The 24,004-nt window shown below is 67.9% G+C and carries 27 protein-coding genes; 20 read left to right on the forward strand and 7 right to left on the reverse strand.

The features are described 5' to 3' along the window. Window positions 1-90: 90 nt before the first annotated feature. From ACYVG2_RS05685 to ACYVG2_RS05710, 6 genes are all read left to right on the forward strand, one after another. Entirely contained in the window at window positions 91-396 is a 306-nt protein-coding gene (locus tag ACYVG2_RS05685) for a DUF427 domain-containing protein (RefSeq protein WP_448967048.1), read from the forward strand. A 25-nt stretch (window positions 397-421) separates the two neighbouring features. Then, the gene (locus tag ACYVG2_RS05690) at window positions 422-1,291 is read left to right on the forward strand and encodes an ABC transporter ATP-binding protein (protein WP_448967047.1); all 870 of its coding nucleotides are present in this window, start codon (window positions 422-424) and stop codon (window positions 1,289-1,291) included. Then, window positions 1,288-1,974 (forward strand): ABC transporter permease, encoded by a 687-nt coding sequence (locus ACYVG2_RS05695; RefSeq protein ID WP_460780072.1) that lies wholly within the window; start codon window positions 1,288-1,290, stop codon window positions 1,972-1,974. Before ACYVG2_RS05690 ends, ACYVG2_RS05695 begins: the two co-directional genes overlap by 4 nt. Further along, window positions 1,971-2,729 carry an ABC transporter permease gene (locus ACYVG2_RS05700; RefSeq protein ID WP_460780073.1) on the forward strand — a complete coding sequence of 253 codons (759 nt, stop codon included), beginning with the start codon at window positions 1,971-1,973 and terminating at the stop codon, window positions 2,727-2,729. The genes ACYVG2_RS05695 and ACYVG2_RS05700 overlap by 4 nt, the downstream gene beginning before the upstream one ends. A gap of 29 nt (window positions 2,730-2,758) precedes the next feature. Then, on the forward strand, window positions 2,759-3,679 hold the full coding sequence (locus tag ACYVG2_RS05705) for an ABC transporter substrate-binding protein (protein WP_448967044.1): 921 nt from the start codon (window positions 2,759-2,761) through the stop codon (window positions 3,677-3,679). Between the two features lie 104 nt (window positions 3,680-3,783). Next, complete coding sequence (locus tag ACYVG2_RS05710; protein WP_460780074.1) at window positions 3,784-4,158, forward strand: hypothetical protein; 375 nt, start codon at window positions 3,784-3,786, stop codon at window positions 4,156-4,158. Here the strand turns inward: ACYVG2_RS05710 and ACYVG2_RS05715 are convergent. After that, window positions 4,155-5,390 carry an AI-2E family transporter gene (locus tag ACYVG2_RS05715; protein WP_460780075.1) on the reverse strand — a complete coding sequence of 412 codons (1,236 nt, stop codon included), beginning with the start codon at window positions 5,388-5,390 and terminating at the stop codon, window positions 4,155-4,157. The genes ACYVG2_RS05710 and ACYVG2_RS05715 overlap by 4 nt on opposite strands. A 91-nt stretch (window positions 5,391-5,481) precedes the next feature. On the opposite strand from ACYVG2_RS05715, the gene ACYVG2_RS05720 reads away from it, so the two are divergent. Beyond that, window positions 5,482-5,781 carry a chorismate mutase gene (locus tag ACYVG2_RS05720; protein ID WP_448967041.1) on the forward strand — a complete coding sequence of 100 codons (300 nt, stop codon included), beginning with the start codon at window positions 5,482-5,484 and terminating at the stop codon, window positions 5,779-5,781. Between the two features lie 4 nt (window positions 5,782-5,785). Further along, window positions 5,786-6,856, forward strand: a complete 1,071-nt coding sequence (locus ACYVG2_RS05725) for a Gfo/Idh/MocA family protein (RefSeq protein WP_460780076.1) — start codon at window positions 5,786-5,788, stop codon at window positions 6,854-6,856. Here the strand turns inward: ACYVG2_RS05725 and ACYVG2_RS05730 are convergent. The 6 genes from ACYVG2_RS05730 to ACYVG2_RS05755 form a co-directional block, all read right to left on the reverse strand. Then, the gene (locus ACYVG2_RS05730) at window positions 6,846-7,439 is read right to left on the reverse strand and encodes a short chain dehydrogenase (protein ID WP_460780078.1); all 594 of its coding nucleotides are present in this window, start codon (window positions 7,437-7,439) and stop codon (window positions 6,846-6,848) included. The two genes, ACYVG2_RS05725 and ACYVG2_RS05730, sit on opposite strands and share 11 nt — an antisense overlap. Before the next feature lie 102 nt (window positions 7,440-7,541). Then, window positions 7,542-8,444, reverse strand: coding sequence for a carbohydrate ABC transporter permease (locus ACYVG2_RS05735; RefSeq protein WP_448967038.1), 903 nt, complete (start codon window positions 8,442-8,444; stop codon window positions 7,542-7,544). Beyond that, entirely contained in the window at window positions 8,441-9,466 is a 1,026-nt protein-coding gene (locus ACYVG2_RS05740) for a carbohydrate ABC transporter permease (protein ID WP_460780079.1), read from the reverse strand. Before ACYVG2_RS05740 ends, ACYVG2_RS05735 begins: the two co-directional genes overlap by 4 nt. Continuing rightward, window positions 9,463-10,881, reverse strand: coding sequence for an N-acetylglucosamine/diacetylchitobiose ABC transporter substrate-binding protein (gene ngcE, locus ACYVG2_RS05745; protein WP_460780080.1), 1,419 nt, complete (start codon window positions 10,879-10,881; stop codon window positions 9,463-9,465). The genes ACYVG2_RS05740 and ngcE overlap by 4 nt, the downstream gene beginning before the upstream one ends. A 50-nt stretch (window positions 10,882-10,931) precedes the next feature. Continuing rightward, the gene (locus tag ACYVG2_RS05750) at window positions 10,932-11,684 is read right to left on the reverse strand and encodes a sugar isomerase domain-containing protein (RefSeq protein WP_460780081.1); all 753 of its coding nucleotides are present in this window, start codon (window positions 11,682-11,684) and stop codon (window positions 10,932-10,934) included. Beyond that, window positions 11,681-12,613, reverse strand: a complete 933-nt coding sequence (locus ACYVG2_RS05755) for a MurR/RpiR family transcriptional regulator (RefSeq protein WP_460780082.1) — start codon at window positions 12,611-12,613, stop codon at window positions 11,681-11,683. The genes ACYVG2_RS05750 and ACYVG2_RS05755 overlap by 4 nt, the downstream gene beginning before the upstream one ends. Window positions 12,614-12,714: 101 nt before the next feature. Between ACYVG2_RS05755 and ACYVG2_RS05760 the strand changes: the two genes are divergently transcribed. The 12 genes from ACYVG2_RS05760 to ACYVG2_RS05815 all read left to right on the forward strand — a co-directional run bounded on the left by ACYVG2_RS05760 (window position 12,715) and on the right by ACYVG2_RS05815 (window position 23,935). Continuing rightward, a complete protein-coding gene (locus tag ACYVG2_RS05760; protein WP_460780083.1) occupies window positions 12,715-13,701 on the forward strand; it encodes an N-acetylglucosamine kinase in 987 nt (328 codons plus the stop codon). A 94-nt stretch (window positions 13,702-13,795) separates the two neighbouring features. Further along, window positions 13,796-14,698 carry an SIS domain-containing protein gene (locus ACYVG2_RS05765; protein WP_460780084.1) on the forward strand — a complete coding sequence of 301 codons (903 nt, stop codon included), beginning with the start codon at window positions 13,796-13,798 and terminating at the stop codon, window positions 14,696-14,698. An 8-nt stretch (window positions 14,699-14,706) separates the two neighbouring features. Further along, window positions 14,707-15,723 carry an ROK family protein gene (locus ACYVG2_RS05770; protein ID WP_460780085.1) on the forward strand — a complete coding sequence of 339 codons (1,017 nt, stop codon included), beginning with the start codon at window positions 14,707-14,709 and terminating at the stop codon, window positions 15,721-15,723. Continuing rightward, on the forward strand, window positions 15,720-16,670 hold the full coding sequence (locus ACYVG2_RS05775) for a 1-phosphofructokinase family hexose kinase (RefSeq protein ID WP_460780086.1): 951 nt from the start codon (window positions 15,720-15,722) through the stop codon (window positions 16,668-16,670). Before ACYVG2_RS05770 ends, ACYVG2_RS05775 begins: the two co-directional genes overlap by 4 nt. Continuing rightward, window positions 16,667-17,545 (forward strand): class II fructose-bisphosphate aldolase, encoded by an 879-nt coding sequence (locus ACYVG2_RS05780; RefSeq protein WP_460780087.1) that lies wholly within the window; start codon window positions 16,667-16,669, stop codon window positions 17,543-17,545. Before ACYVG2_RS05775 ends, ACYVG2_RS05780 begins: the two co-directional genes overlap by 4 nt. After that, window positions 17,545-18,300 (forward strand): DeoR/GlpR family DNA-binding transcription regulator, encoded by a 756-nt coding sequence (locus ACYVG2_RS05785; RefSeq protein ID WP_460780088.1) that lies wholly within the window; start codon window positions 17,545-17,547, stop codon window positions 18,298-18,300. Before ACYVG2_RS05780 ends, ACYVG2_RS05785 begins: the two co-directional genes overlap by 1 nt. Before the next feature lie 94 nt (window positions 18,301-18,394). Continuing rightward, window positions 18,395-19,762, forward strand: coding sequence for a hypothetical protein (locus ACYVG2_RS05790; RefSeq protein ID WP_460780089.1), 1,368 nt, complete (start codon window positions 18,395-18,397; stop codon window positions 19,760-19,762). Window positions 19,763-19,920: 158 nt separating this feature from the next. Beyond that, window positions 19,921-20,829, forward strand: coding sequence for a phosphate/phosphite/phosphonate ABC transporter substrate-binding protein (gene phnD, locus ACYVG2_RS05795; RefSeq protein WP_460780090.1), 909 nt, complete (start codon window positions 19,921-19,923; stop codon window positions 20,827-20,829). After that, entirely contained in the window at window positions 20,826-21,686 is an 861-nt protein-coding gene (locus ACYVG2_RS05800) for a phosphonate ABC transporter ATP-binding protein (RefSeq protein ID WP_460780091.1), read from the forward strand. The genes phnD and ACYVG2_RS05800 overlap by 4 nt, the downstream gene beginning before the upstream one ends. Next, window positions 21,667-22,539, forward strand: a complete 873-nt coding sequence (phnE, locus tag ACYVG2_RS05805) for a phosphonate ABC transporter, permease protein PhnE (protein WP_460780092.1) — start codon at window positions 21,667-21,669, stop codon at window positions 22,537-22,539. Before ACYVG2_RS05800 ends, phnE begins: the two co-directional genes overlap by 20 nt. After that, complete coding sequence (locus tag ACYVG2_RS05810; RefSeq protein WP_460780093.1) at window positions 22,536-23,318, forward strand: tyrosine-protein phosphatase; 783 nt, start codon at window positions 22,536-22,538, stop codon at window positions 23,316-23,318. Before phnE ends, ACYVG2_RS05810 begins: the two co-directional genes overlap by 4 nt. Next, window positions 23,315-23,935, forward strand: a complete 621-nt coding sequence (locus ACYVG2_RS05815; protein WP_460780094.1) for a TetR/AcrR family transcriptional regulator — start codon at window positions 23,315-23,317, stop codon at window positions 23,933-23,935. The genes ACYVG2_RS05810 and ACYVG2_RS05815 overlap by 4 nt, the downstream gene beginning before the upstream one ends. Window positions 23,936-24,004: the final 69 nt, after the last annotated feature.

The raw sequence follows: 24,004 nt of genomic DNA on the forward strand, positions 1-24,004 counted from the left end.
TCTCGTGCTCGGCTCCGAACAGCCGAAGAATATGCCCCATATGTCCGACCCTTCCCATACGCTCGAAACCGAATCTGAGGAGACATGACCATGAAGGCTGTACTCGCAGGAACCGTCATCGCCGAAGCCGACCAGAGCGATCTCATCTCGATCGAGGGCAACTGGTACTTCCCGCTGACCTCCGTCAAGGATGGCGTGCTCGTCGACAGTCCCACGCCGTACACGTGTCCCTGGAAGGGCGAGGCGCAGTACCACTCGGCGATCGTCGACGGCGAGACGTACGCCGACGCCGCCTGGGGCTACCCGAACCCGTACCCGACCGCGTTCGAACGCCTCGGCAAGGACATCTCCGGCCACATCGCGTTCGATCCACGCCAGGTGGAGGTCGGATCATAAGCCGGGCGACGGAAGCAGGGCACGCATGATCGAGTTCCGTTCGGTCTCGAAGCGATTCGCCGGCGGAGCTCTCGCCGTCGACGATTTCAGCCTCGTGCTGCCGTCACGCAAGACGACGGTGTTCGTCGGGTCATCCGGATGCGGCAAGACCACGTTGCTGCGCATGATCAACCGCATGGTCGAACCGACGGGCGGCGACGTCGAGATCGACGGTGAGAGCGTGCTCGACAAGAACCCGGTGACGTTGCGGCGCAGCATCGGCTACGTCATGCAGAACTCCGGGCTCATGCCGCATTTCACGGTGATCGACAACGTCTCCACTGTGCTGCGGCTGACCGGCACGTCGAAGAAGGAGGCGCACGAGCGCGCGCGCACGCTTCTCGACACCGTCGGTCTCGACCGGGCGCTCGCAGACCGCTACCCGAGTCAGCTCTCCGGCGGGCAGCAGCAGCGGGTCGGCGTGGCACGCGGCCTCGCGGCCGATCCCAACATCCTGCTCATGGACGAGCCGTTCGGCGCCGTCGACCCGATCGTGCGCGCAGATCTGCAGCAGGAACTCATCCGCCTGCAGCAGGAGCTCGACAAGACCGTCGTCTTCGTCACGCACGACATCGACGAGGCGTTCCTGTTGGGCGACCAGGTCGTCATCCTCGACAAGGGCGCGCGCATCGTGCAGGTCGGCAGCCCGAGCGAGATCATCGAGAACCCGGCAGACGATTTCGTGTCGGCGTTCATCGGCGCCGAGCGCGGCAGGCGGGCACTGCGCATCAAGCAGACACCGCGCGGCCGGGTCGTCGTCGACTCGGAGGGACGCACGCAGGGGGCGCTTCTCGACGACGACGCGCCATCGGATGCGCCATCCGAGGTCCGCGCCGAGGAGGCCGGCGCCTCGTGAACTGGATCGCCGACAACATCGGGCTCATCCTCGAACTCGCGCTCGCCCACCTCTGGCAGAGCGCGATCCCGATCGTCCTCGGCTTCTTCCTGTCGCTGCCGCTCGGGTGGGTCGCCTGGCGCTACCGGCTCGTTCGAGGACCAGTGGTGGTCCTCACCGGTCTGCTGTACACGATCCCCTCGCTCGCGCTGCTCATCCTGCTGCCCGCATTGATCGGCGTATCGACCCGTGATCCGGCGAATCTGATCATCGGTCTCACCATCTACGCGATCGCGATCCTCGTACGTGCGGTCGCCGACGGCCTCGATTCGGTCGATCCGGCGATCAGGCAGTCCGCGACCGCGATGGGCTACGGCGGCCTTCGCAGGTTCTGGACGGTGGACTTCCCGCTCGCGGCGCCGGTCGTCCTCGCCGGGCTCCGGGTCACGGCTGTGAGCACCATCTCGCTGGCCACTGTCGGAATCCTCGTCGGCGTGGAGAACCTCGGCTACCTCTTCACGAACGGGCTGCAGCGGCGCATCATCGCGGAGGTGTTCGCCGGGGTCATCGCCGTCGTGCTGATCGCGCTGATCATCGATCTTCTCCTCCTGCTCGCCGGCCGGGCGCTGATGCCGTGGACGCACGCGATGAAGACGCCGAATGCGGCTCGCCGCCCGGCTCGCATCGTCAGGGCCGCCGCATGAACGTCTTCGCGGAGGCTCTCGCCTGGCTCTTCTCGCCCGAGCGGCTGGAGGGTCAGTACGCGCTGCCCGTGCTGCTCGGTCAACACTTGTTCTACACCGTCATCTCGGTGCTGATCGCGGCGGTGATCGCCGTCCCCGTCGGTTGGCTCATCGGTCACACCGGCCGCGGACGCGAGGTCGCGGTGGCGATCTCCGGCGCGGCGAGAGCCGTGCCCTCGTTCGGCCTCATGGTGCTTCTCGTGCTGCTCCTCGGAGTCCTTCGCGTGCCGGAGGCCGCGACCATCACATTCGTGCTGCTCGCGATCCCGTCCCTGCTCGCCGGCGCCTACACCGGCCTCGAGGCCATCGACCGCCGTGTGATCGACGCCGCGCGTGCGACAGGCATGACCGAATGGCAGATCTTCTGGAAGGTCGAGGTGCCGCTCGGTATGCCGCTGCTCGTCGGCGGACTGCGCGCTGCGACCCTGCAGGTGATCGCCACGGTCACCATCGCCGCATATGTGAACCTCGGCGGCCTCGGCTGGCCGATCATCCAGGGCATTCCGCTGCGCCGATTCGACCAGGTTCTCGGCGGTGCCATCCTCGTCGCGGTGCTCGCGCTGGTCGCCGACATGCTGCTCGCGCTCGCCCAGCGGGCAGCCGTGCCCGGCGGCATCCGGGCCGCGACATCGCGCCCCCGGACGCCGCGGGCCGCGCGTCGTGCGGCAGCTGTCGAACCCGCCGCGGCCGAACCAGCCACAGCCTCCACCACTTGACCAGCACTCCCCCACCAGGAAGGAACATCATGTTCACCGCACGAAAGTCACGCCTCGCCCTCATCGGCGGCATCGGGCTCGCAGCCTCGCTCGTGCTCGCCGGTTGCGCGAGCAGCAACCCGCTGGACGCGCCCACCGACGAAGGCGGCGAGAGCGCCGGATCCGACACGATCGTGATCGGCTCGCAGGCCTACTACTCCAACGAGATCATCGCCGAGATCTACGCTCAGGCGCTCGAGAACGCCGACATCACAGTCGAACGCGAGTTCAACATCGGTCAGCGCGACGCCTACATGCCCGACCTGGAGTCGGGCGCGATCGACCTCTTCCCCGAGTACACCGGCAACCTGCTGGAGTTCTACGACGACTCGGCTGACGTGACCAGCCCGGAGGACGTGTACACGGCGCTCCAGGACGCGCTGCCGGAGGGGCTGACGGCACTCGACTACGCCGAGGCGAGCGACCAGGACACCTACACGGTCACGAAGGAGTTCGCCGAGGCGAACGACCTCACGACGATCGCCGACCTGGCGAACGTCAGTGAGAAGCCCACGATCGGCGCCGCGCCGGAGTTCGAGCAGCGTCCGTACGGACCTGCCGGCGCCAAGGAGCTGTACGGCGTCGACCTCGGCTTCTCCGCTACCGGCGACACCACGCTGGAGGCACTGCTGGCCGGCGAGATCCAGGTCGCCGACATCTACAGCGCAGACCCGGCCTTCGAGACCGAGGAGATCGTCGCGCTCGAAGACCCGGAGAACCTGATCCTGGCGTCGAACGTCGTGCCGATCGCCTCGAGTGATGTGGCCGACGAGGTCGCCGACGTCATCAATGCGGTCAGCGCAGCACTCGGCGCTGACGACCTCGTCGCCCTCGGCGTGCAGAGCACGGTCGACGAGAAGTCGCCTGAGGACATCGCGAAGCAGTGGCTCGAGGACAACGACCTGCTCTGATCGTGCGGTATCGAGGGGTCGTCCGGTCTGCATCGGGCGGCCCCTTCGACGTGCACGACGCGACCGCCTGAGACAATGGAGCCCATGGCAATGGACTCACGCGCATGATCTCGAAGCGCGATCTCGCTCAGCGGCTCGACATCCCCTTGGAGATGGTCGACCGCCACGGCCTCGGCGACGGAATGAGCGAGGCCGAGCTGGCGGCTCTCGAGCAGGATCCGCCCGCATGGCTGATCCAGTCCAGGGCGAACCGCAAGAAGGGTGCGCGGCCCGTGTGGGCCACACTGACCTGTGATGTGTGCGGCTACACCGAGACGACCAGGCCCAAGAAGTGGTGGCCGGAGTTCACCTATGTGATGTGCGGCCACCATTCACTGAGCGAGCTCCCGAAACCTGCCGCCGGACACCACCGCGGTGAGTTCGACGGTGTCGGAAGCCGGTTCGTCGGCGTGGTCGATCAGTCGATCGAGGGCGTCTAGACCCTGGAGTCCTGACGCGGTATCCAGATCTTCTTGATGATGATCAGGATGGATGCCGTGACCGGCACGGCCACGAGCGCCCCGAGCAGCCCGAGCAGTGTGCCTCCGACGAGGGCGCCGATCACGACCAGCGACCCGGGGATCGAAATGGCCCTGTTCATCACGCGCGGTGTGAGGAAGTACGACTCCACCTGCATGTAGATGAGGTAGATCACGGCGAACACGAGCGCGAACACGATGTTGTCGCCGAACAGCGCGATCCCCGTGCCGATCACCCAGAACAGCAGCGAGCCCACAAGAGGGATCAGCGTGATGAGGAACGCGACGACGGCCAGCAGCAGGGGGAACGGCAGACCGAGCACCGTGTACAGCACCAGCACGACCATGGCGTTGATGAACGCCAGAGTCACCATGCCCATGACGTAGCCGCCGACCGAGTCGGTGATCTGCGTGCTGATGATGTCGGCGTTCGCGCGGTCGCGTGCCGGCACGAGGCGCAGCATTGCGGTCTTGATGCCGGGCAACGTGGCGACGAAGTAGATGATGAGCACCAGCACGATGACCGCACCGGAGATGCCGTTGGCGATCGATGCGCCCACCTGCAGTGCGCCGCCACCGATCGCGGCGATGTTGCCGGGGTCGGTGAGGAAGCCTTGCACGTCTCCGACCAGCGTTTCGAACTGGTCGCCGAACTGATCTTCCAGGGTCGCGTAGAGGTCGCTGCCCTGGAAGTCCGCGATCATCCCCGGTACGTCCTTCACGAAGGTCGCGATCTGCGTCACGACGACCGGGACGATGGCCCAGATGATCAGTCCCAGCGCGACGATGAGACCCAGCAGCACGATCACCACGCCCCAGCCGCGGTTCAACCCGCGCCGCTCAAGGAAACGCACGGCGGGGTCGAGGCCCAGCGCCGCGAACAGCGCGAGCGCGATATAGATGATGACGGTCGAGAGGTTCGACAGTGCGAGCCCGAGCAGGATGGCGGCGAGAGCCCCGAGCGTGACCAGGAAACCGAAGGCGAACGGCCGTTCGATGCGCGTCCAGAAGGAACGGTTCGACAGCACCGGCTCGACGACCGGTTTGGTCTTGATCTCAGGCTCTGCCGGTGGCTCGGCCTTGACCGTCTTCTGCTTCTTGGGCTTCGCCTTCGTCGCGGCTTCGGCCCGCCGGGTGACCGGCGCCTCGGCAGCGGTCGTGTCGTCGGTCGACCCAGGCTCATCGGTGCTCATGCGCCCACTCTATGGCGTGGAATCCGGCCTGACGGGAGCCGCTCCCTGTGCCCCTCGCGATATCGTCGTAGCTGCGACCAGGAGGAGACACATGACCGAGGCAGAAGACGCCCGCGCTGAGCTGCTGCGACTGCGCGGCAGCATCGACAACATCGACGCCGCGCTCATCTACATGCTCGCCGAGCGGTTCCGCGCGACTCAGCAGGTCGGCATCCTGAAGGCGGAGCATGAGATGCCGGCATCCGATCCGAAGCGTGAGGAGCAGCAGGTCGCCCGCCTGCGTGCGCTCGCCGAAGAGGCGCACCTCGACCCCGAGTTCGCTGAGAAGTGGTTCAACTTCGTCGTCGCAGAGGTCATCCGCCACCACACCGAGGCCAAAGAGGGGCGCTGACCGCATGACTCGGTCGGCGATCGAACACAGGGACGGCCGTTTCCGGCTCGCGATCATCGGCCATGGCATGTGGCCATCCGCGTACCTCGTCCCCGGCGCGCGCCAGGTGGACGACATCGACCTTGTCGCCGTGTGCGGTCGCGATTCTGCACGGGCCGCCGACTTCGCTTCGGCGCACGGCATCCCGCACGCCTACGATTCGATAGAGCGGATGCTGGTCGCCGAGGATCTCGACGGCGTCATCATCGCGACCCCACCGGCGCAGCACGAGGATGCCGTACGCGCGGTGTCGGGCTTCCGAGCGGCTGTCCTCTGCGAGAAGCCCCTCGCGCTCGACGTGGACAGCGCCCGTCGCATCCGGGACCTGCTCGCTGACCGCCCGGCGCTCACGGGCTTCACACTGCGGTGGCATCCGCTGTTCCGGCAGCTGCGCGACGACATCACCGCGGGGGTCGTCGGCACTGCGCGGCACGTCCGCATCCGTTACCTCCAGTCATCCGCCGCGACGCCGGCGAGGGGATGGGATTGGCATTTCGACGCCGCCGATGAGCCGCTCGGCGTCATCTCCGACCTCGGCCCGCATGCCATCGACCTCGTGCGGTGGATGGTCGGAGATGTGACGCAGGTCACCGCCTTCGCGCGCACGACGATCTCCGAGCGGATGGATGCCGGGTCCGGTCGCGCTCGCAAGGTCACCAACCACGATGACGCGGACCTGCATCTGAGCGTCGAGTCGGGTGCGTCGGTGTCGTTGACGATCAGCCGTGTGGCGCCGGATGCTGCGGTGCCGGGCGGGATCACGATCGAGGTCCTCGGCGCCGAAGGGTGGATCCGTGCGGACTCCAACGAACCGGATGTCGTCGTCGGCACGGCATCCGGAACCCGGCGCCGGCCGGTACCCGTGACGTCGTTCGCCGACGGCGCCGGCGCGCAGATCGGCGACTTCGTCCGCATCGCCAGGGGTGGGCGCGCGGAAGGTCTGCCGAGCATCGAGGACGGCTTCCGGGCACAGCTCGTGATGGATGCTGTCGCGCAGTCGCTCGACGCTCGAGAGAGCGTGCGCGTCAGATCGTGATCACGCGGCCGGTCACGAGCCCTTGCACGGCCAGCGCGTAGGCGCGGGCGATCTCGGCATCGGTCACCGGGCGCTGGCCGGCGAACAGGGAGTGGTAGCCGGGCGAGTTCTCGAGCACGTTCGGTGAGACGGCGTTGATGCGGATGCCGCGTGGCGCCTCCGCGGCGGCCGTGATGACGAACGACTCCACCGCTCCGTTGGCGGCAGCAGCGGCCGCTCCGGTCGCGATCGGCTCACGAGCCAGCACACCCGAGGTGAGCGTGATCGATCCGCCGTCGCGCACGTGATCCAGAGCCGTGCGCACGACGTCGATCTGCGACAGCGCCTTCGACGTGAATGCGGTGAGGTAGTCGTCGCGGGTCAGTTCGGTGAGATGCGCGAACGGCACGGATCCGGATGCGACGACCACGGCATCCACTTCGCCCGTCTTCTCGAACAGCGCGCGCACCGATCGCGGATCGGTGACATCGACGGTCCATTCGCTGCCGCGCGATGCCCGGAGCACCTCGTGCCCGCCCGATTCGAAGGCCGCGCTGACGACGCCGCCGATGTGTCCGGTTGCTCCGATGACCACGATTCGCATGGGCTCGATCCTATCGGCGCCCCCTTTGACCGTCGGCGCCCCCTCGTGCGGCCGCTGGCCAGAGGGGGCTCCGGCGGCGGAAGGGGGCGCCGACGGCAAGTGCTACTTCGAGGTGCCCTGCGACACCGAACCCTGCAACTGGCGCTGGAAGAAGATGTACACGATCAGCACGGGGACGATGGTGATGACCACGGCGGCGAACATCTCTCCGAAGTCGAGCGCGTAGCCCGCCGAGGAGGCGTAGGACGCCATTCCCTGCGAGAGCACGTACTTGCTCTTGTCGGTGTTCAACGAGATCGGCAGCAGGAACTGGTTCCACAGCCCTAGGAAGTTCATGATCGCCACCGCCGCCATTCCCGGCTTGGCCATCGGCAGCATCACTTGGAAGAAGGTGCGCCACTCGCTCGCGCCGTCGACGTACGCGGCCTCCTGGATCTCGTACGGCAACGACTTGAAGAACGAGAACAGGAAGAACACCGTGAACGGCAGTGCGAACGCGACGTACGTGATGATCAGGCCGGGGAGCGTGTTCAGCAGGCCCATCCCTTGGAGGATGAAGAACAGCGGCACGATCGCGAGGAACACCGGGAAGGTGAGGCCGGCGAGCATCAGGTAGTAGATCACGCGGCTGCCCGGTACCGAGAACCGTGCCAGCACATACGCGCACATCGCCCCCAGCACCATCACCAGCACGAGCGAGACGCCCACGACGATGACCGTGTTGATGAACATGCCGCCGAAGTTGTTGCCCACCCAGGCGTTGATGTAGTTGTCGAAGTTCCAGTCCGCCGGCAGGCCGAACGGCGACGCGAAGATCTCCTTCGTGGTCTTGAAGGATCCGATGAGGGTCCACAGCATCGGCATGATCACGACGAGTGACCAGATGACGAGAACGACGTGGGATGCGCCGCCGACGGCCTTGTCGCCCTTGGTGGACTTCGTGGTGACCGTGCGCCGTGCCGACTTCGGATCGATCGTCACTGCGGCTCGCGTCTGCAGGCTCATGCGCGTCCTCCTTCATCCTTGCCGCCTGCGAGGCGGAACACGCTGATCACGATCGCGGCGAACAGCAGGGTGATCACGGCGAGCACCACGCCCATCGCGCTCGCCATGCCGAACTGCCCCTTCTCGAAGGCGGTGCGGAACAGGTACTGGCTCATCACCAGTGTGCTGTTGCCCGGTCCTCCTGTGGAGTTGAGTCCTGCCATGTAGACGAAGGCGTCCAATGCGAGGATGCCGAGATAGATGTACGCCGTCTGCACGTTGTCGCGGATCTGCGGCAGCACGATGGAGATGACGGTGCGGAACCGGCCCGCCCCGTCGATGCGCGCAGCCTCGAGGGTCTCCCCGGGGATCCCCTTGATGGCGGCGATGAACAGCACCATGTAGAAGCCCACCATGCTCCAGACGATCACGAAGATCGTCGCGCCCATCGCGGTGCGCGCATCGCCCAGCCATGCGAACTCGTTCGTGTCGATCCCGATCACACCGAGCAGCCCGTTCAGCAGGCCGCTGGGCGTGTAGATCATGTTCCACAGGATCGCGATCACGATCGCCGGGATGACATACGGGAAGAACGACACCACCCGGTAGAAGCTCGAGCCCTTCAGCCCGCGCACCTGACCGTGGCTCGGACCGCCGACCGTGATCATGCTCGCGAAGATCAGGGCGATCACGATCGTGATCAGCGGGACGACGATGGCGAGCAGGATGTTGTTGCCCATGGCCTGCAGGAACGTCGGGTCCTGGAACAGCCGCACGAAGTTGTCGAAGCCGACGAAGTCCATGTTCGGCGAGAAGCCGGTCCAGTTGGTCATCGCGTAGTACACGGCCTGGATGAACGGCGAGATGACGAAGATCAGGAAGATCGCTACCGGCAGCCCGAGGAAGATCAACAGGAACGACGCGTAGTCGAAGGTCATCCTGCGCCGCAGGCCCGCACGGGGCGCCTTGCGGCGTCCCGTGCGGGCCGTGACGACGGCGCTTGTGTCCAGCGCCACGTCGAGGCCGGGAGCACTGAGGCTCATTTGATCTCGATCTTCTCGATGGAGCTGTCGTTGCGGATCTTGTCGGTCAGGTCCTGCAGCTGCTTCGTGATCTCCGCGACGGTCATCTTGCCGTCCAGGAACGAGTTCCAGATCGGCAGCTGGTCGGAGTTCATGCCGTACAGGTTGAACGACTGGATCGTGAACATTCCCGTTCCGGCCGCCGCGATCATCTCGACCTGCGACACGAGAGCGGTCGATCCGAATCCGTCCTCGGGGACGATGTCCTTGACGACGGTGGGGGCGAGCTTCTCCTTCGAGAACGCAGACGCGGCCTCCTTCGAGAGCATCGTGCGCAGCAGCTCCTTTCCGCCGGCAGGGTTCTTCGCCTTGGAGGGGACGATGAAGGGCTCGCCGGCCTCGGCGCGCATGAAGCCCGCCGGGGTGGTCGCGTTGTCATCCAGGGGCATCTCGCGCACGCCCTTCATCTGGAAGTTCTCAGCGGTCGTCTTCTTCATCTCGTTCTCGATCCACGAGCCCGAGGGGTACAGCAGCGCCTCCATGTCGAGACTCCACTGCGACTGCGCCTGCGTGAACTGCGTGCCGCCGCCGCCGGGCTTGACGTAGCCGGACTGGATGAGCTCGTGCAGGATCGTGAGGATGGACTGCAGGGTGGGATGCGACCAGCAGCCCTCCTCCAGGTTCTCCAGGGGCAGGCGCACCTCGTCACCGGACTGGATCACCGCGGAGTCGACGACGAAGGTCTGGTAGTAGGTCGCTGCCTCCTTGCCCCACAGGAACAGATACTTGCCCTGCGCCTTGGCGGCCTCACCGAGCGCCTTGAGATCCTGCCACGTGGTCGGCGGCTCCCAGCCGTTCTCCTCGAACAGGCTGCCCGAGTACCACAGGCCGTACGTGGTGAACACGTAGTTGAGTGCGGCGAACTTGTCGCCGAAGGTGCCTGGCGCCTTCACACCGTCGAACAGCGTGTCGGCGATCTTCTTGCCCTCGAGGTTCTCGGACTCGAGAACGTCGCTGAGGTCCTCGAGCTGGTCGAGGATGGTGTTCCAGCCGATCGAGTTGGCGCCCGAGTTGTCGACGAGGTCGGGCGGGTTGCCGCCGACGAACCGCGGCTGCAGCTCCTGCGCGATCTTGGTGGAGGCGGAGACCTTCGCGGTGACGCCGTCCAGGCCCTTGTTCGCCGCCATGATCTTGGCCGCGTTCTCGACGTAGTCGACGCCGTAGCCGCCGTCGAAGATCACCGCGTCGACCTCGGTGTTGGCAGCGACGCCGAAGGGGTTGTCCGCGGTGACCTCGCCCTGGGCGCCGCCTCCGCCTCCGCCACCGCCGGGTGCTGCGCAGGATGCGAGGGACATGCCAAATGGCAGCAGCAGCGCCGTCGCTGCCGCGCCGCGCAACAGGTTGCGGCGGCTGATGGAGGTTTGTGTGAGTTCCATCTTCGTACCTTTCGTTGTGGTGTTCGGGTTCTGGAGAAGCGGGAAGCCGGTCAGGCTCCCCGACGGATGCGACCGCGATAGCGGTCTTCGAGGACGGAATTGTGCTCATCGCCGCCCGGGATGTTGGCGGAGATGTACATCGGGGGAGTGTCGCCGCGATCGGCGATGGTGCGCGCGACGCCGAGCGTGAGCAGCTGGGCGATGAAGGCGGCGGTGATCGACGAGATGGCCCCTGCGCCGATGCCGCCCGTGACCTCGAGCGTCGTGTCGCCGTAGGGGGCGAGGTTGTCGATCACCACATCGGCGACGTCGGCGAGACGCTTGCCGGACGGATGCTTCGGGTCGACGCGCATGGTGTGCTCCATGCTCGTCACGGCGATCACCCGGTGACCGCGCTCCTTCGCCCACAGCGCCGCGCCGACGATCGAGCCGTTCACACCGGAATTGGAGGCGATCAGGAAGACATCCGCCTCTCCCACCGGCACCGTCGCCATCAGCTCGTCGACCAGCCAGGGTTCGCGCTCCAGCGCGCTCGTGAGCACGTCCACCTCTCGGTCGCCGTGCATCACGAGGTCGCGCAGGGCGAACTTGTTGGTCGGGATCAGCCCTCCCGCCCGGCCGGAGATCTCCATCGCGAAGGCCTCGGAGTGGCCGGTGCCGAACGCGTGGATCACGCCGCCGCCGTCGAGGGCCGAGACCATCAGCGCGATCGCGGGCTCGAGGGCCCCTGACTCGGCATCCGCGGTGAGACGGGCGAGGCGTTCGCTCGCCTCACGGAACAGATCGGACGGTGTGGCGCTCAACTTGCTTCCTCCTGGATCTCGGATGACGCCTCAGGCGAATGCGACTTCATCGTTCGAGGTCGACGATGCGCCGACACGGCCGTCGCGGTCGCGGCGAGGCGCCTGGTGGCGGGGTCGAACATCTGCTGCGCGATGAGCAGGTACAGCAGGTCGATCACGAAGAGCTGCGAATGCTTCACCGACATGTCGTCCGGCCGCAGGTAGCCCACGGGCGCCGCAGTGGTTATCGACACGTCGGCGACATCCGCGATCCAGCTCTCGTCGTCGTGCGTGATCGCGACGGTGAGGGCACCGGCCGACCCCGCCTGGGCGAGCATCTGCACGGTCTCGTTGGTCTGCCCCGTGCTGGAGACGCCGATCGCGACCGAGTTCTCGTCCTGCAGTACGGCACTGGCGAGGCCGTCGTGCACATCCGACCACGCGTGCGAACTGATGCCGATGCGGTGCATCCGGCGTTGGAACTCCTGTGCGATCCCCGCACTGCCGCCGAGGCCGTAGATGTCGACGTGGCGGCTGGTCGTTATTGCGCGCGCGGCCTTGCCGACGGCATCCAGGTCGATGCCCTCACGCGTCGTCTCGAGGCCGCTCACGTGCACATTGAGCAGTGTCCGAAGGATCTTCTCCGGTGAATCCGTCGGCTCGAACTCCGCACCGATGTCCGTGATCCAGGCATGCTCCGCTGATGCGTGCCCGAGTTCGGTCGCGATCGCGACACGGAACTGCGTGTACCCGGCGAAGCCGAGCGAACGGCAGAAGCGGGTCACGCTGGCAGGGGAGCTGCCCGCTCGCTCGGCGAGCTCGGTGATCGTCAGCTCCGCCGGCGTGGTCGGATGCGAGATCACCAGATCGGCGATCTTCGACAGCGCAGCCGGCATGGCGTGGCGGCGCTCGGCGATACGGCCGACGATCGCGCCATTGCCGGTGTTCATGCTGCGTGGCACCATTGCCCCCAGAACTCGTCGCAGTAAGTCTGCGTTGCGTTGAAAACTATTCTCACCGTTGAGGAACGTCAAGTTAGGACGCGTAACAAATGGGTCACGACATGCTGACGGTGGGCGTGGATGCCGGCGGGACCTCGACCAGAGCGGTGCTGACGACTGGACGCGGCGAGTGCATCGGGTACGGCACCGGCGGGCGCGGGAACCCGATATCCGCAGGCCCCGATCGTGCTGCGGACGGCGTGGTCGACGCCGTCGTTCGGGCGCTCGCGTCTTCATCGCGAACCCTGGCCGATGTCTCGGTGATCACCGCGGCGATGGCCGGGCAGCGCGCGGAGGACGGCGAGGGCGGATGGCTGCTCGCTCGACTGGAGGCCGAAGGGTTCACTGGCCGTCTCACCTTCGAGTCCGATCTGATGGCCACGTACTCCAGCGGATCGGCGGAGCCGTTCGGCTATGCGATCGTGGCGGGCACGGGTGCGTCCGCCGTCCGCGTCTCGGGAGGTGCGATCGAGGCGACGGCGGACGGGCTGGGGTGGCTGCTCGGCGATCGGGGGAGCGGCTTCTGGATCGGGCACCGCGTCGCCAGGGCGGTGGTCAGGGATCTCGACAACGCTGGAGCGACGACCTCCCTGACCTCTGCGGTGCTCGAGCATTTCGGCATCGCGGTGGATGCCGCGCGCAGGGAAGGACGCCCGCGCATGCTGGAGAAGCTCGTCGAGTCGCTGTATGCGATGCGTCCGATCGAACTCGCGGCGCTCGCCCCGCTCGCCTTCACCGCCGATGATCCGGTGGCCGAACGCATCCTGCACAGAGCGGGTCGTCACCTCGCCGACTCGCTGGGGGCTGTGCTGACCGGCCCGGGACCGCTCGTCGTCGGAGGCAGCGTGATCTCCCGCCCTGGTCCGGTGCTGGACGCCTTCGTGCGGCGTCTGGGCGGTGCCGCGTCCGGGCTCGAGATGCGTCCGGTCCTTGACGGCGCCGTCGGCGCCGGGCTGCTGGCGCTGCGGGCCGCCGGCGTCGCGGTCTCGGCCGATACGCTCGCCAGACTCCGCGAGACCGTCGCGGGTCTGCGGTGATGTCGAGCGCCTTCGCACAACCATGAGAGTCACTCTATGATTGAATCAGGATAGAAACAATCAGAAAACAGCATCTCCACGAAAGGCGGCTCAGATGACCGACTCGGTCCCCGGGGCATTCATGCAGGCGGAGCTCGTCTCCCAGCCCGAGATGTGGGCGCGCGCGGCCGACATGCGCGACGAGCAGCGGACGCTGCCGGCGGCGGGCTCCCGCGTCGCCGTGATCGGCTGCGGCACGTCGTGGTTCATCGCCCAGTCGTATGCCGCTCTGCGTGAGACCGCCGGCCTCGGCGTGACGGATGCGTACGCGGCATCCGAGGCGTTCCTGGACCGCGACTACGACGCCGTCGTGGCGCTGACCCGCTCCGGGACCACCAGTGAGGTGCTCGAGGTGACCGAGCAGCTCAAGGGCAGGATCCCGGTCATCGGCGTGATCGGCGACCCGGACTCGCCGCTCGTCGACCTCGTCGACGAGGCCGTGCTGATGCCGTTCGCCGACGAGCAGTCGGTCGTGCAGACGCGGTTCGCGACCACGGCTCTCACGCTGTTCCGCTCCTCGCTCGGCCTGACCGCCGACGTCGCACGATCGATCGCCGACGCCGAAGCCGTGCTCGCGTCGGACGACGATGCCGCGCTCTCCGACGCGGAGCAGTACACGTTCCTGGGTCGCAACTGGACGATCGGCCTCGCTCACGAGGCGGCGCTGAAGATGCGCGAGTCTTCGCAGTCGTGGACCGAGTCGTACCCCTCGAAGGACTACCGGCACGGTCCGATCGCGATCGCCGCCCCCGGCCGCATCACGTGGCAGTTCGGCGCCGCGCCCCAAGGCCTCGCCGGCGAGGTAGAGGCGACGGGGGCCCGCTTCGTGCAGCACGACGTCGACCCGCTCGCCGACCTCGTACGACTGCACCGGGTGGCTCTGGACCGCGCTCTGGCCAAGGGGCTCGACCCCGATCTGCCCCGCAACCTCACCCGTTCGGTCATCCTGGACGCCTGATGCCGCGGATGGAAGGAGAGTTTCCCGGTTCCAACGACCTGCGAAGCCGGGAAACTCTTCTCGCATCCGGCGGGCGGCGGGCCGCAGGTCGAGTAGACGACGCGACGCGCGGTATCGGCGCGGGCGCGGCCGTGCTCGCCTTCGATGTCGGGGGCACCGACATCAAGTCGGCGCTCTTCGATGCCGACGGCGCAGCACGGGGGTTGCGCCGTACCCCGACCCCCGCGCTGGGCGATGACCCGGCGACCGCGCTGATCGACGAGCTCGCCCGTCTCTCGGACGAGCTGCGCACGCAGCATCCGCAGGTCGCCCCCGCCGCACTCGGGTTCGTCGTGCCCGGCATCGTCGATGCGGATGCCGGAGTCGGCGTCTTCGCGAGCAACATGGGCTGGCGCGACGCACCGCTGCGCGACCTCGCGGCGACGCGGCTGGAACTCCCCGTCGCGTTCGACCACGATGTGCGGTCGGCGAGCTGGGCGGAGCACCGCCTGGGCGGCGCACGCGCGCACGACGACGTCATCGTGCTGATCATCGGCACGGGCATCGCCGGCGCCATCCTCGTGGGGGGCGAGCCGTACACGGCGGGAGGCTATGCCGGCGAGATCGGCCATTCGCCGATCGCCGACGGTCCGCAATGCGCGTGCGGGGCGCGCGGCTGCCTCGAAGCGATCGCCTCGGCCGGAGCGATCGCCCGTCGCTACGCCGCCGAGACCGGTACGGCCCCTGACGGAGCCAGAGACGTGATCGCACGCGCGGCCGCCGGCGATCAGGTCGCGGCGCGCATCTGGGACGACGCGCTCGACGCGCTCACGATGTCGCTCGCGCAGCAGACGGCGATGTTCGCCCCTCAGGCGATCGTGATCGGCGGCGGACTCTCCCGTGCCGGAGGGGCCATGTTCGACGAACTGCGCACACGCCTGGCGTCCAGGCTCAGCTTCCACCGCGTGCCCCGGCTGCTTCCCGCCGAGCTCGGGGACGATGCCGGCCTGCTCGGGGCCGCGCTGCGCGCGAGGGAGTCGGCATGATCGTCACGGTCACCGCGAACCCGGCGCTGGATCTGACGTGGGAGATCGATCGCATCGAGATCGGCGGCGCGCACCGTGCGGACGCCGGCGCGGTGCGCGCCGGCGGCAAGGGGCTCAACGTGGCGCGCGTCGCCTATTCGCAGGGCCATGATGTTCGCGCGGTGGCGACGTGCGGTGGAGCGACCGGTGCCGAACTGCGCGCAGAGCTGAACGCGAGCGGCGTGCCGCACGTGCTCGTTCCTGTCTCCGCCGCCACCCGCCGCAGCGTGGCGTGGGTCGATCGTACGCTCGGCGACACCACGATCGTCAACGAGCGCGGCGTGAACCCGAGTGCGGAGGAGTGGTCGGCGTTCATCGCGGCCGTGCGCGGGCAGGCCGCCGCGGCATCCGTGCTCGTGATCTCGGGCAGCTTCCCACCAGGGGCGCCGTCGATGCTTCTTCCCGACCTCATCGCGGCAGGCGGGGATCGTCCGGTGATCGTCGACACCTCCGGTCCTGCGCTGCTCAGGGCGGCGGATGCCGGAGTCGCCGTGCTCAAACCGAACAGAGCGGAGCTCGCCGAAGCCACCGGCATCGCCGACCCGATCGATGGCGCACGCTCCCTCATCGCCCGCGGCGCAGGACTCGTGCTGCTGTCGCTCGGCGCGGACGGCATGTACGCCGTCACTGCCGATCGGATGCTGCGGGCCCGGCTGCCCGAGCCGCTCGACGGCAACCCGACCGGGGCGGGCGACGCCGCGGTCGCCGCCGCCGCGACGCTGATCGCCGACGGCACCACCGACCCCGCGCAGATCCTCCGCCGCGCGACGGCGTGGTCGGCCTCGGCGGTGCTGATGCCGCTCGCCGGCGAGATCCACTCCACCTGGCGCGACCTCGAACGCGCACTGATCCTCGATGGCGACTCACCCGTGCCCGCCGCGTCCCACGACCAGGAAGAGCACGCATGACCCTCGTCTCCGCCGCCGAACTCGTCCGCGCCGCCGCCGCGCAGGGGCGCGGGATCGGCGCCTTCAACGTGATCCACCTCGAGACGGCAGAGGCGCTGGTCGCAGCATCCGCTCAGGCGCGACTGCCCGTGATCCTGCAGATCTCGCAGAACTGCGCGAAGTATCACGGCGCGCTCGAGCCGATCGCCCTCGCGACGCTCGCGGTGGCGCGCCGCGCCGAGACGCCGGTCGCCGTGCACCTCGATCACGCCGAGGATCCGGAGCTCGTGGACGAGGCCATCGCCCTCGGATTCGGATCGGTCATGTTCGACGGCGGCGCACTGCCCTACGACGAGAACGTCGCCATGACCCGTGTCGTCGCCGATCACGCGCACGCCGCCGGTGTCTACGTCGAGGGCGAGCTGGGTGAGGTCGGCGGCAAAGACGGTGCTCACGCGCCCGGGGTGCGCACCGACCCCGGCGAGGCACGCGCCTTCGTCGCCGAGACGGGTGTCGATGCGCTGGCCGTCGCCGTCGGGTCGTCGCACGCGATGACCGATCGCAGTGCATCGCTCGACATCGACCTCGTCGGACGTCTGCACGCCGCTCTCGACGTCCCTCTGGTGCTGCATGGATCATCCGGCGTCGCGGATGCTGTCATCATGGATGCCGTGCATGCAGGCATGACCAAGATCAACGTGTCCACGCATCTGAACGGCTTCTTCACCCGGGCGGTGCGTGCGACGCTCGATGCGGACGAGCGTCTGGTCGACTCTCGCAAGTACGTCGCTCCCGGCCGCGCGGCGGTCGTGGACGAGGCGGCTCGGATGCTGAGACTGTTCGCGCTGCAGGAAGCGGGCGCGACGGGCGTCGCCGCGAATCAGCGTGGCGTGTGATGAAGCGCGCAGCGCGGCTGACCGCGATCCTCGATCTGTTGGCGGCTCAGGGCGAGGTCAGCGTCGACGAACTCGTCGAGCGGCTCGACGCCTCACCGGCCACGGCCAGGCGCGACCTCGACAGCCTGGCCGAACAGCGACTGCTCACCCGCACGCACGGCGGCGCGGTGGCGCAGTCGGTCGCGTACGAACTGCCCGTCCGCTACAAGAGTCACCTGCGCACGCAGGAGAAGGACGCGATCGCGCGCGCGGCATCCGCCCTCGTCACGACCGGTGCCGTCGTCGGGCTCTCGGGAGGCACGACGACCACGGCGATCGCGGCGGCTCTCGCCGCCCGCGACGACCTCGGCGAGTTCACCGTCGTCACCAACGCGGTGAACATCGCCGCGCAGCTCGCGACGCGGCCCGACATCAAGGTCGTCGTCACCGGCGGTGTGATCCACTCCCGCAGCTACGAGCTCGTCGGTCCATTCGTGGAGCAGCTGCTCAGCGGCATCCGACTCGACATCGCCTTCATCGGCGTGAACGCTCTCTCCGCCGAAGACGGAGCGAGCACTCACGACGAGCGCGAGGCCGCCGTGAACCGCATGATGGCGTCGCGCGCGGCTCGGGCCATCGTGGTGGCCGATTCGAGCAAGATCGGCCAGGTCGCATTCGCGTTCGTCGGCGGGCCGGAGCTCTTCCCTACGGTCATCACGGATACCGCGGCTCCGGAGTTGGCGGGTGCCGGCTACGAGGTCATCCTCGCCGGTTGACGTACGCGCCAGTGCGCGCGAGTGCGGATGCCGAAGAGTCGATGTCGGCGCCTCGTGAAACGCTGACGGCAGATCACGTCGTCCGGGGGGAACAATGGAATGGATCGACTGGCTGCTCGGGCCATTCGAACGGATACGAGCGGGCCTGAACTGGTCCGGCGGCGAAGGCGAGGTCTTCGTCGCAGCACTCCTGGGCTACGCGCTCGTGTTCCTGGTGATCGCATTCGCCCTCCATTTCGTCTTCCGCGCACTCGCGCGAGCGACGCGTTGGTGCGCCAGGAAACTCGCGACCGGAGGGACGCTCGAGGACGTCAGGCGACTGGAGGCGAGCAGCGCTCGAGTCGAATGGGCCCTGCTGTGGCTCGCGACCCGAGTCGTCCGAACCTCATATGGCTCCATCGAGCAGCCGACGCGCCTTCCGGGAAGCGCCGATGAGACCGCCGTGCTCAGGATCGTGCGCTGGGCTCTGCGCAGCCTCTGGCTGATGCTGCGGTGGACGGGGGCGTTGCTGGCGGCGCTGCCCGGCTTCTTCCTGACCGCGTTCGGCATCGCGGTGCTCCTGGCCGCTGCGCTGACCGCGTTCCCCTCCGCCATCCGATCGGGTGCCGAGGCAGTGGGGTCCTTTCTGGTGGCAGCGAACTGGTCGACGGCCGCGATGGTCGCCGTCGCCACAATCGCTGCAGCTGCCCTGCCGATCACCCTGATCGCGGTCAAGATGCTCGTCAGCGAGGCGGCGCATGCGCGTCGGGCGTTCCGCCGCGGTCGGGACGAGCACGCCCTCGAGCAACTGCACCGCGCGACGCCGGCCATCACGGCGCTGGCGAACGCGGTCGGGGACCAGATGCAAGAGATGGTGCGCACCTTCGATGTCGAGAGGTATCACGCCGGACAGTGGCACGAGTGGGCGCAGCGCGCGACACCGGCACGGCATCACTGGCGCACGGGTCGCGACGACCACCTCAACTGCAACCGCGAATGCCTCGAAGATCTCGGGACGGATGACCGGGAGCACGTGTATGCCGATGAGGTCACGAAGGCGGTCGTCGGCATCGAGAGCGCATGGAACGACGGTCTGAAAGATCAGAAATCCGCTCTTGCACGCGTGATCAGCCGGCGGGCGTGGCGCGGATTGGTGTCGCTGCAGTTCTGCATGTCTTCGAGAACGGGACGTTTCTGGATGCACAAGGTGCCATCGATCGACGAATGGCGGCGACGCCGAATCGCCTGGCAGCACCGGCAGCTCACATGGAGCGAACCGACGGATGCCGACATCGCAGCGGGCAGGGAGGTGGCCGTACGCACCGGTTGCCCTCCGGAGGAGCGATGGCTCGAGAGCGGACTTCGCGAGCTCGTATGGGACCTGGCCGAGTTGTCGCGCGAGTTCGCCGACCTCGCGGATTTCGCGCACGCGCTCACCCGGCCTGGCCGATTCGAGCGGCTCGCCCGGGTGTCGGAGGGTTGACCGGGCTCCACGTCCGCTGATCTGCCAGGGCCCGCGGGTCACGCGCTGTTCATCTGCCATTCCATTACAGGTATGACGGTCTCGTAATTCCTGGACACCTTTGAGAGTTCGAATACAGGTGTTCTCGAAATCCCGCCATCCTTGGAAAGGTCACATCCATGCGTCGCTACACCCTCCCCGCGGTGGGCTTGCTCGGCATCGCTGCTCTCGCCCTCACCGGCTGCCAGACCCCGGCGGCAGACGCCGACGCGGCGGAACCCGCGTCCGACGCCCCCATCACGATCGCCACGCTGCCCGCATCGGACGATCCCACCCAGGTCAACCCGGTCGAGGCTCTCGTCGAACTCCTCGAGAAGGAGACGGGGCGCACCGTCGAGATCACGGACGTGCCCGACTATCTCAGCGTCGTCGAGGCCATCCGCAGCGACCACGTCGACATCGGCATCATGAGCGGCTTCCCGTCGGCCCTTGCGGTCAACACCGGTGAGGTCGACGCGCTCCTGGCGTGGAAGGGGTCCGACGAGCCCGTCTCCACCTGCGTCGTGAAGGCCGACTCCCCGATCAAGACCGTCGCTGACCTCGAGGGCAAGACGGTCGCCTTCGCCGACCAGGCATCCAGCTCGGGCTACTTCATGCCGGTGTACATGCTGCACGAGGCCGGCCTCGAACAGGGCGAGGATTACGAAGGCATCTTCGCGGGCGGCCACGAGGGCAGTTTCGCGGCGCTGCAGCAGGATCAGGTGGATGCCGCGTGCACCGCCTTCGTACTGACCGAGATGGGCGAGCCGATGTTCCCGTTCGCCGACGGTGAGTGGCGAGCCGTCGGGGAGAGCCCGTCGATGGACGTCATGGGCACCGTGCTCGCGCGCCAGTCGCTCGACGACGAGACCCGCACTCTCCTGGAGGAGGCGCTGCCCAAGGTGTTCTCCGAGGAGAACGAGGAGGCGCTCGCCGCCTACAGCTCGTTCATCGGCCTCGAGGTCGAGATCGCGCCGGAGCCCAGCGTCTTCGCCTCCTTCGCGGAGATCGCAGGAGTCGCCGGCGTCGAGCTCAAGGACCTGGAATGAGCAGCGCCGTGACACGGGTGACGGATGCTGCGGCATCCGTCACCGCGACCGATCGCACGACGACGGCAGAACTGCGCCAGGCGCTTCCGCTCGTCACGGTGCGCGGACTCCGCGTCGCGTACGACGACAAGCCCGAGACGAAGCCCGTGCTCGACGGAGTCGACCTCGACCTGTTCCCCGGCGAGATGGTCGCTCTGCTCGGGGCGTCCGGCTCGGGGAAGTCCACGCTCATGAAGAGCCTGACCGGGTTCGCGCCCGTCTCGGGCGGGTCGGTGCGCATCGCCGGACATGACGTCACCAACCTCGCCAGAGGCGAACTGCGAACGCTCCGCTCGGACGTTGGGCAGGTGTTCCAGCAGTTCCAGTTGATCCCGCGGCTCAGCGTGCTCACGAACGTGCTCACAGGAGCGCTGCACGGTGCGGGGCCGATCAACCTCGTCGGCGGATTCTCGTCGGTGCACCGCCAGCGCGCGCTCGCACTTTTGGACCGTGTGGGAATCGCCCACAAGGCCAAGGACCCGGCCCGCTCCCTCAGCGGCGGGCAGCAGCAGCGGGTCGCGATCGCACGGGCGCTCATGCAGCAGCCGCGCGTGATCCTCGCGGATGAGCCGGTCGCGTCGCTGGACCCGAAGCTCGCCGACTCCGTGCTCGGGCTGCTGCGCCGGATCGCGACGGAGGACGGCATCCCGGTGCTGGTCAGCCTGCACGTGCTGCCCCTGGCGCTCGCGCACAGCGACCGGATCGTCGGCCTGCGCCACGGCGAGATGCTCGTGTCCGCGCGCACGGCCGACTTGGACGCCTCGAAGCTCGCAGTCCTGTACGACGAGGAGGATGACGATGTCGACCACCACGCCTGACTCGCGCACACCCGAGTCGCACGCTCACCAGGCACGCCCGAAGCGCGAGCAGCCGACACTGTCGACGGCGGATCGGGCGCGACTCGAGCGTGCCTTCTCGATTCCGCGCACGCGATTCCTGATCGGCATCCCCGTGGCGATCATCGTGCTGTTCTGGTCTGCGGGAGGGGTCGGATTCGACTTCCTCAAGCTGGGCGAGGGCGCGATCAACATGGGCGAATTCCTCTCCCGGCTGTTCCCACCGGACTTCTCCAAGATCGGGATCATCCTCACCCTGCTGCTGGAGACCCTGCAGATGGCGATCATCGCCACGGTGCTCGGTGCGATGCTCTCCCTGATCGTCGCCTTCGGCGCAGCATCCAACATCGCGCCTCGGTGGCTGTACTACCCGTCGCGCTGGGTGATGAACATCATCCGCTCCGTGCCAGACCTCGTGTTCGCCCTGATGTTCGTCTCGGCCGTCGGGCTCGGCCCGTTCGCCGGCATCCTCGCGATGACGCTGGGCTCGCTCGGCTCGATCGGCAAGATCTTCGCCGAGGCGATGGAGTCGGTCGATCGCGGCCCGATCACCGCGATGCAGGCGGTCGGGGCATCCAAGCGTCAGGTCATCCAGTACGGGGTTCTGCCGCAGGCCGCACCCCTGCTCGTGTCGTACACGCTGCTGCTGTTCGAGGGCAACGTGCGGGGCGCGACCATCCTCGGCCTCGTCGGCGCGGGCGGCATCGGCCTCGAACTCACCACGGCGATGCGGATGTACGACTACGGACACCTCAGCGCCATCATCATCTGCATCATCGTGCTCGTCACGGCAATCGACCAGGGCAGTGCCCTGATCAGAAGGAGAATCACATGACCACGGCGTCCATGGACACCCCCACGATCGACATCGCCCTCAGCGCGCCCGTCAACATGCGCGACCTCGGCGGCATCCCCATCGACGGAGGAGTGCTGCGCCACGGGCTGGCGATCCGCACGGACGACCTCGCCTACGTCACCGCGGAGGTGGTCGACGAGCTGGTCGACGCAGGCCTCACCGCGATCATCGACCTGCGCTCGCCGGCCGAGGTCGCCGCGACCGGCCGCGGCCCGTTCGGGGAGCGCGCGCTGGGGTATCACCACCTCCCGCTCATCGCGAACGTCGCGGATTCCATGACGGCGGATGCTCCGGATCTCAGCCACGAGGGCATGGCGAAGATGTACGTCCGGATGGTCGAGACCGCGGCCCCGCAGCTGGTCACGGCGCTCAACGTCATCGCGTACACGCCAGGGGCGACGGCGTTCCACTGCGCCGCGGGTCGCGATCGCACCGGCGTGCTCGCCGCCATGCTCCTGCTGGTGCTGGGGGCGAACGACGACGACATCGTCGCCGACTACACCCGCACCGGTGAGAACATGGTCGCCATCATGCAGCGCACCGCTCCGGTCATGGGTGCGATGTGGCGGGCGCTCGGGTTCGAACCGGATGCGCGTGAGGCGTCGTCGAGACTGCTCGAGGGATCCATGGAGGTGTCGATGCGCTCACTGCTCACGACCCTGCGTGAGCGGCACGGTGACGCGCTCGCTCCCCTGCGTGCCGCCGGCCTCAGCGACGACACGATCGCCCGACTTCGCGAGCGGGCGCTCGCGGCATGACGGGCGCCGTGGCGGATGCCGGGACCGCGGTTCGCCGCGGCCCCGGCCGTCCTCGTGATGAGGAGATCGACGGCCAGATCATCGCCGCGACGCTGAGTCTGATCGATGCCGAGGAGGAGGTGACCGTCGCGAGGATCGTCGAGCGCAGCGGAGTGAGCAGGGCGGCGCTGTACCGGCGGTGGCCGTCGTTGACGACTCTGATCGCCGCCGCACTGGACGTCGGCCGTTCGATCCCGCCAGCGGTGGATGCGGAAGGCGATCTGCGCACCGCGTTGTTCGCATCGATGTTCGGCGCCGCCGGGGCGGCGACGACCGCCGGGTACTCCGAGGCGCGCTTCCGGCACCGCATCCGTCTCGTGATGGCCGACCGCGCACTGCAGAAGGCGTACTGGAAGTCGCACGTCGCGCGCCGTCGCGCGCCGGTCGAAGCCGCCCTCGCAGCGGGCATCAGGCGCGGCATCCTGCGCGACGATCTCGACGTCGAGGCCTGCTTCGATGCGATCGCCGGCGTCGTCTACTACCAGCTGGTCGTCCGAGGAGATCGGCTCGAGGAGGAGGCGACCAGCGCCAGGGTGAGTGCGGCGATGGACGTCGTCTGGCGGGGGATGCTGGCCTGACGTGGCGTCGCGCGACCGCGCGGGCGAGCGTGCGTGACGGGCTGGCGATGGGAGCTTTTCGCACCCGCC

The organism is Microbacterium shaanxiense (assembly GCF_054779995.1).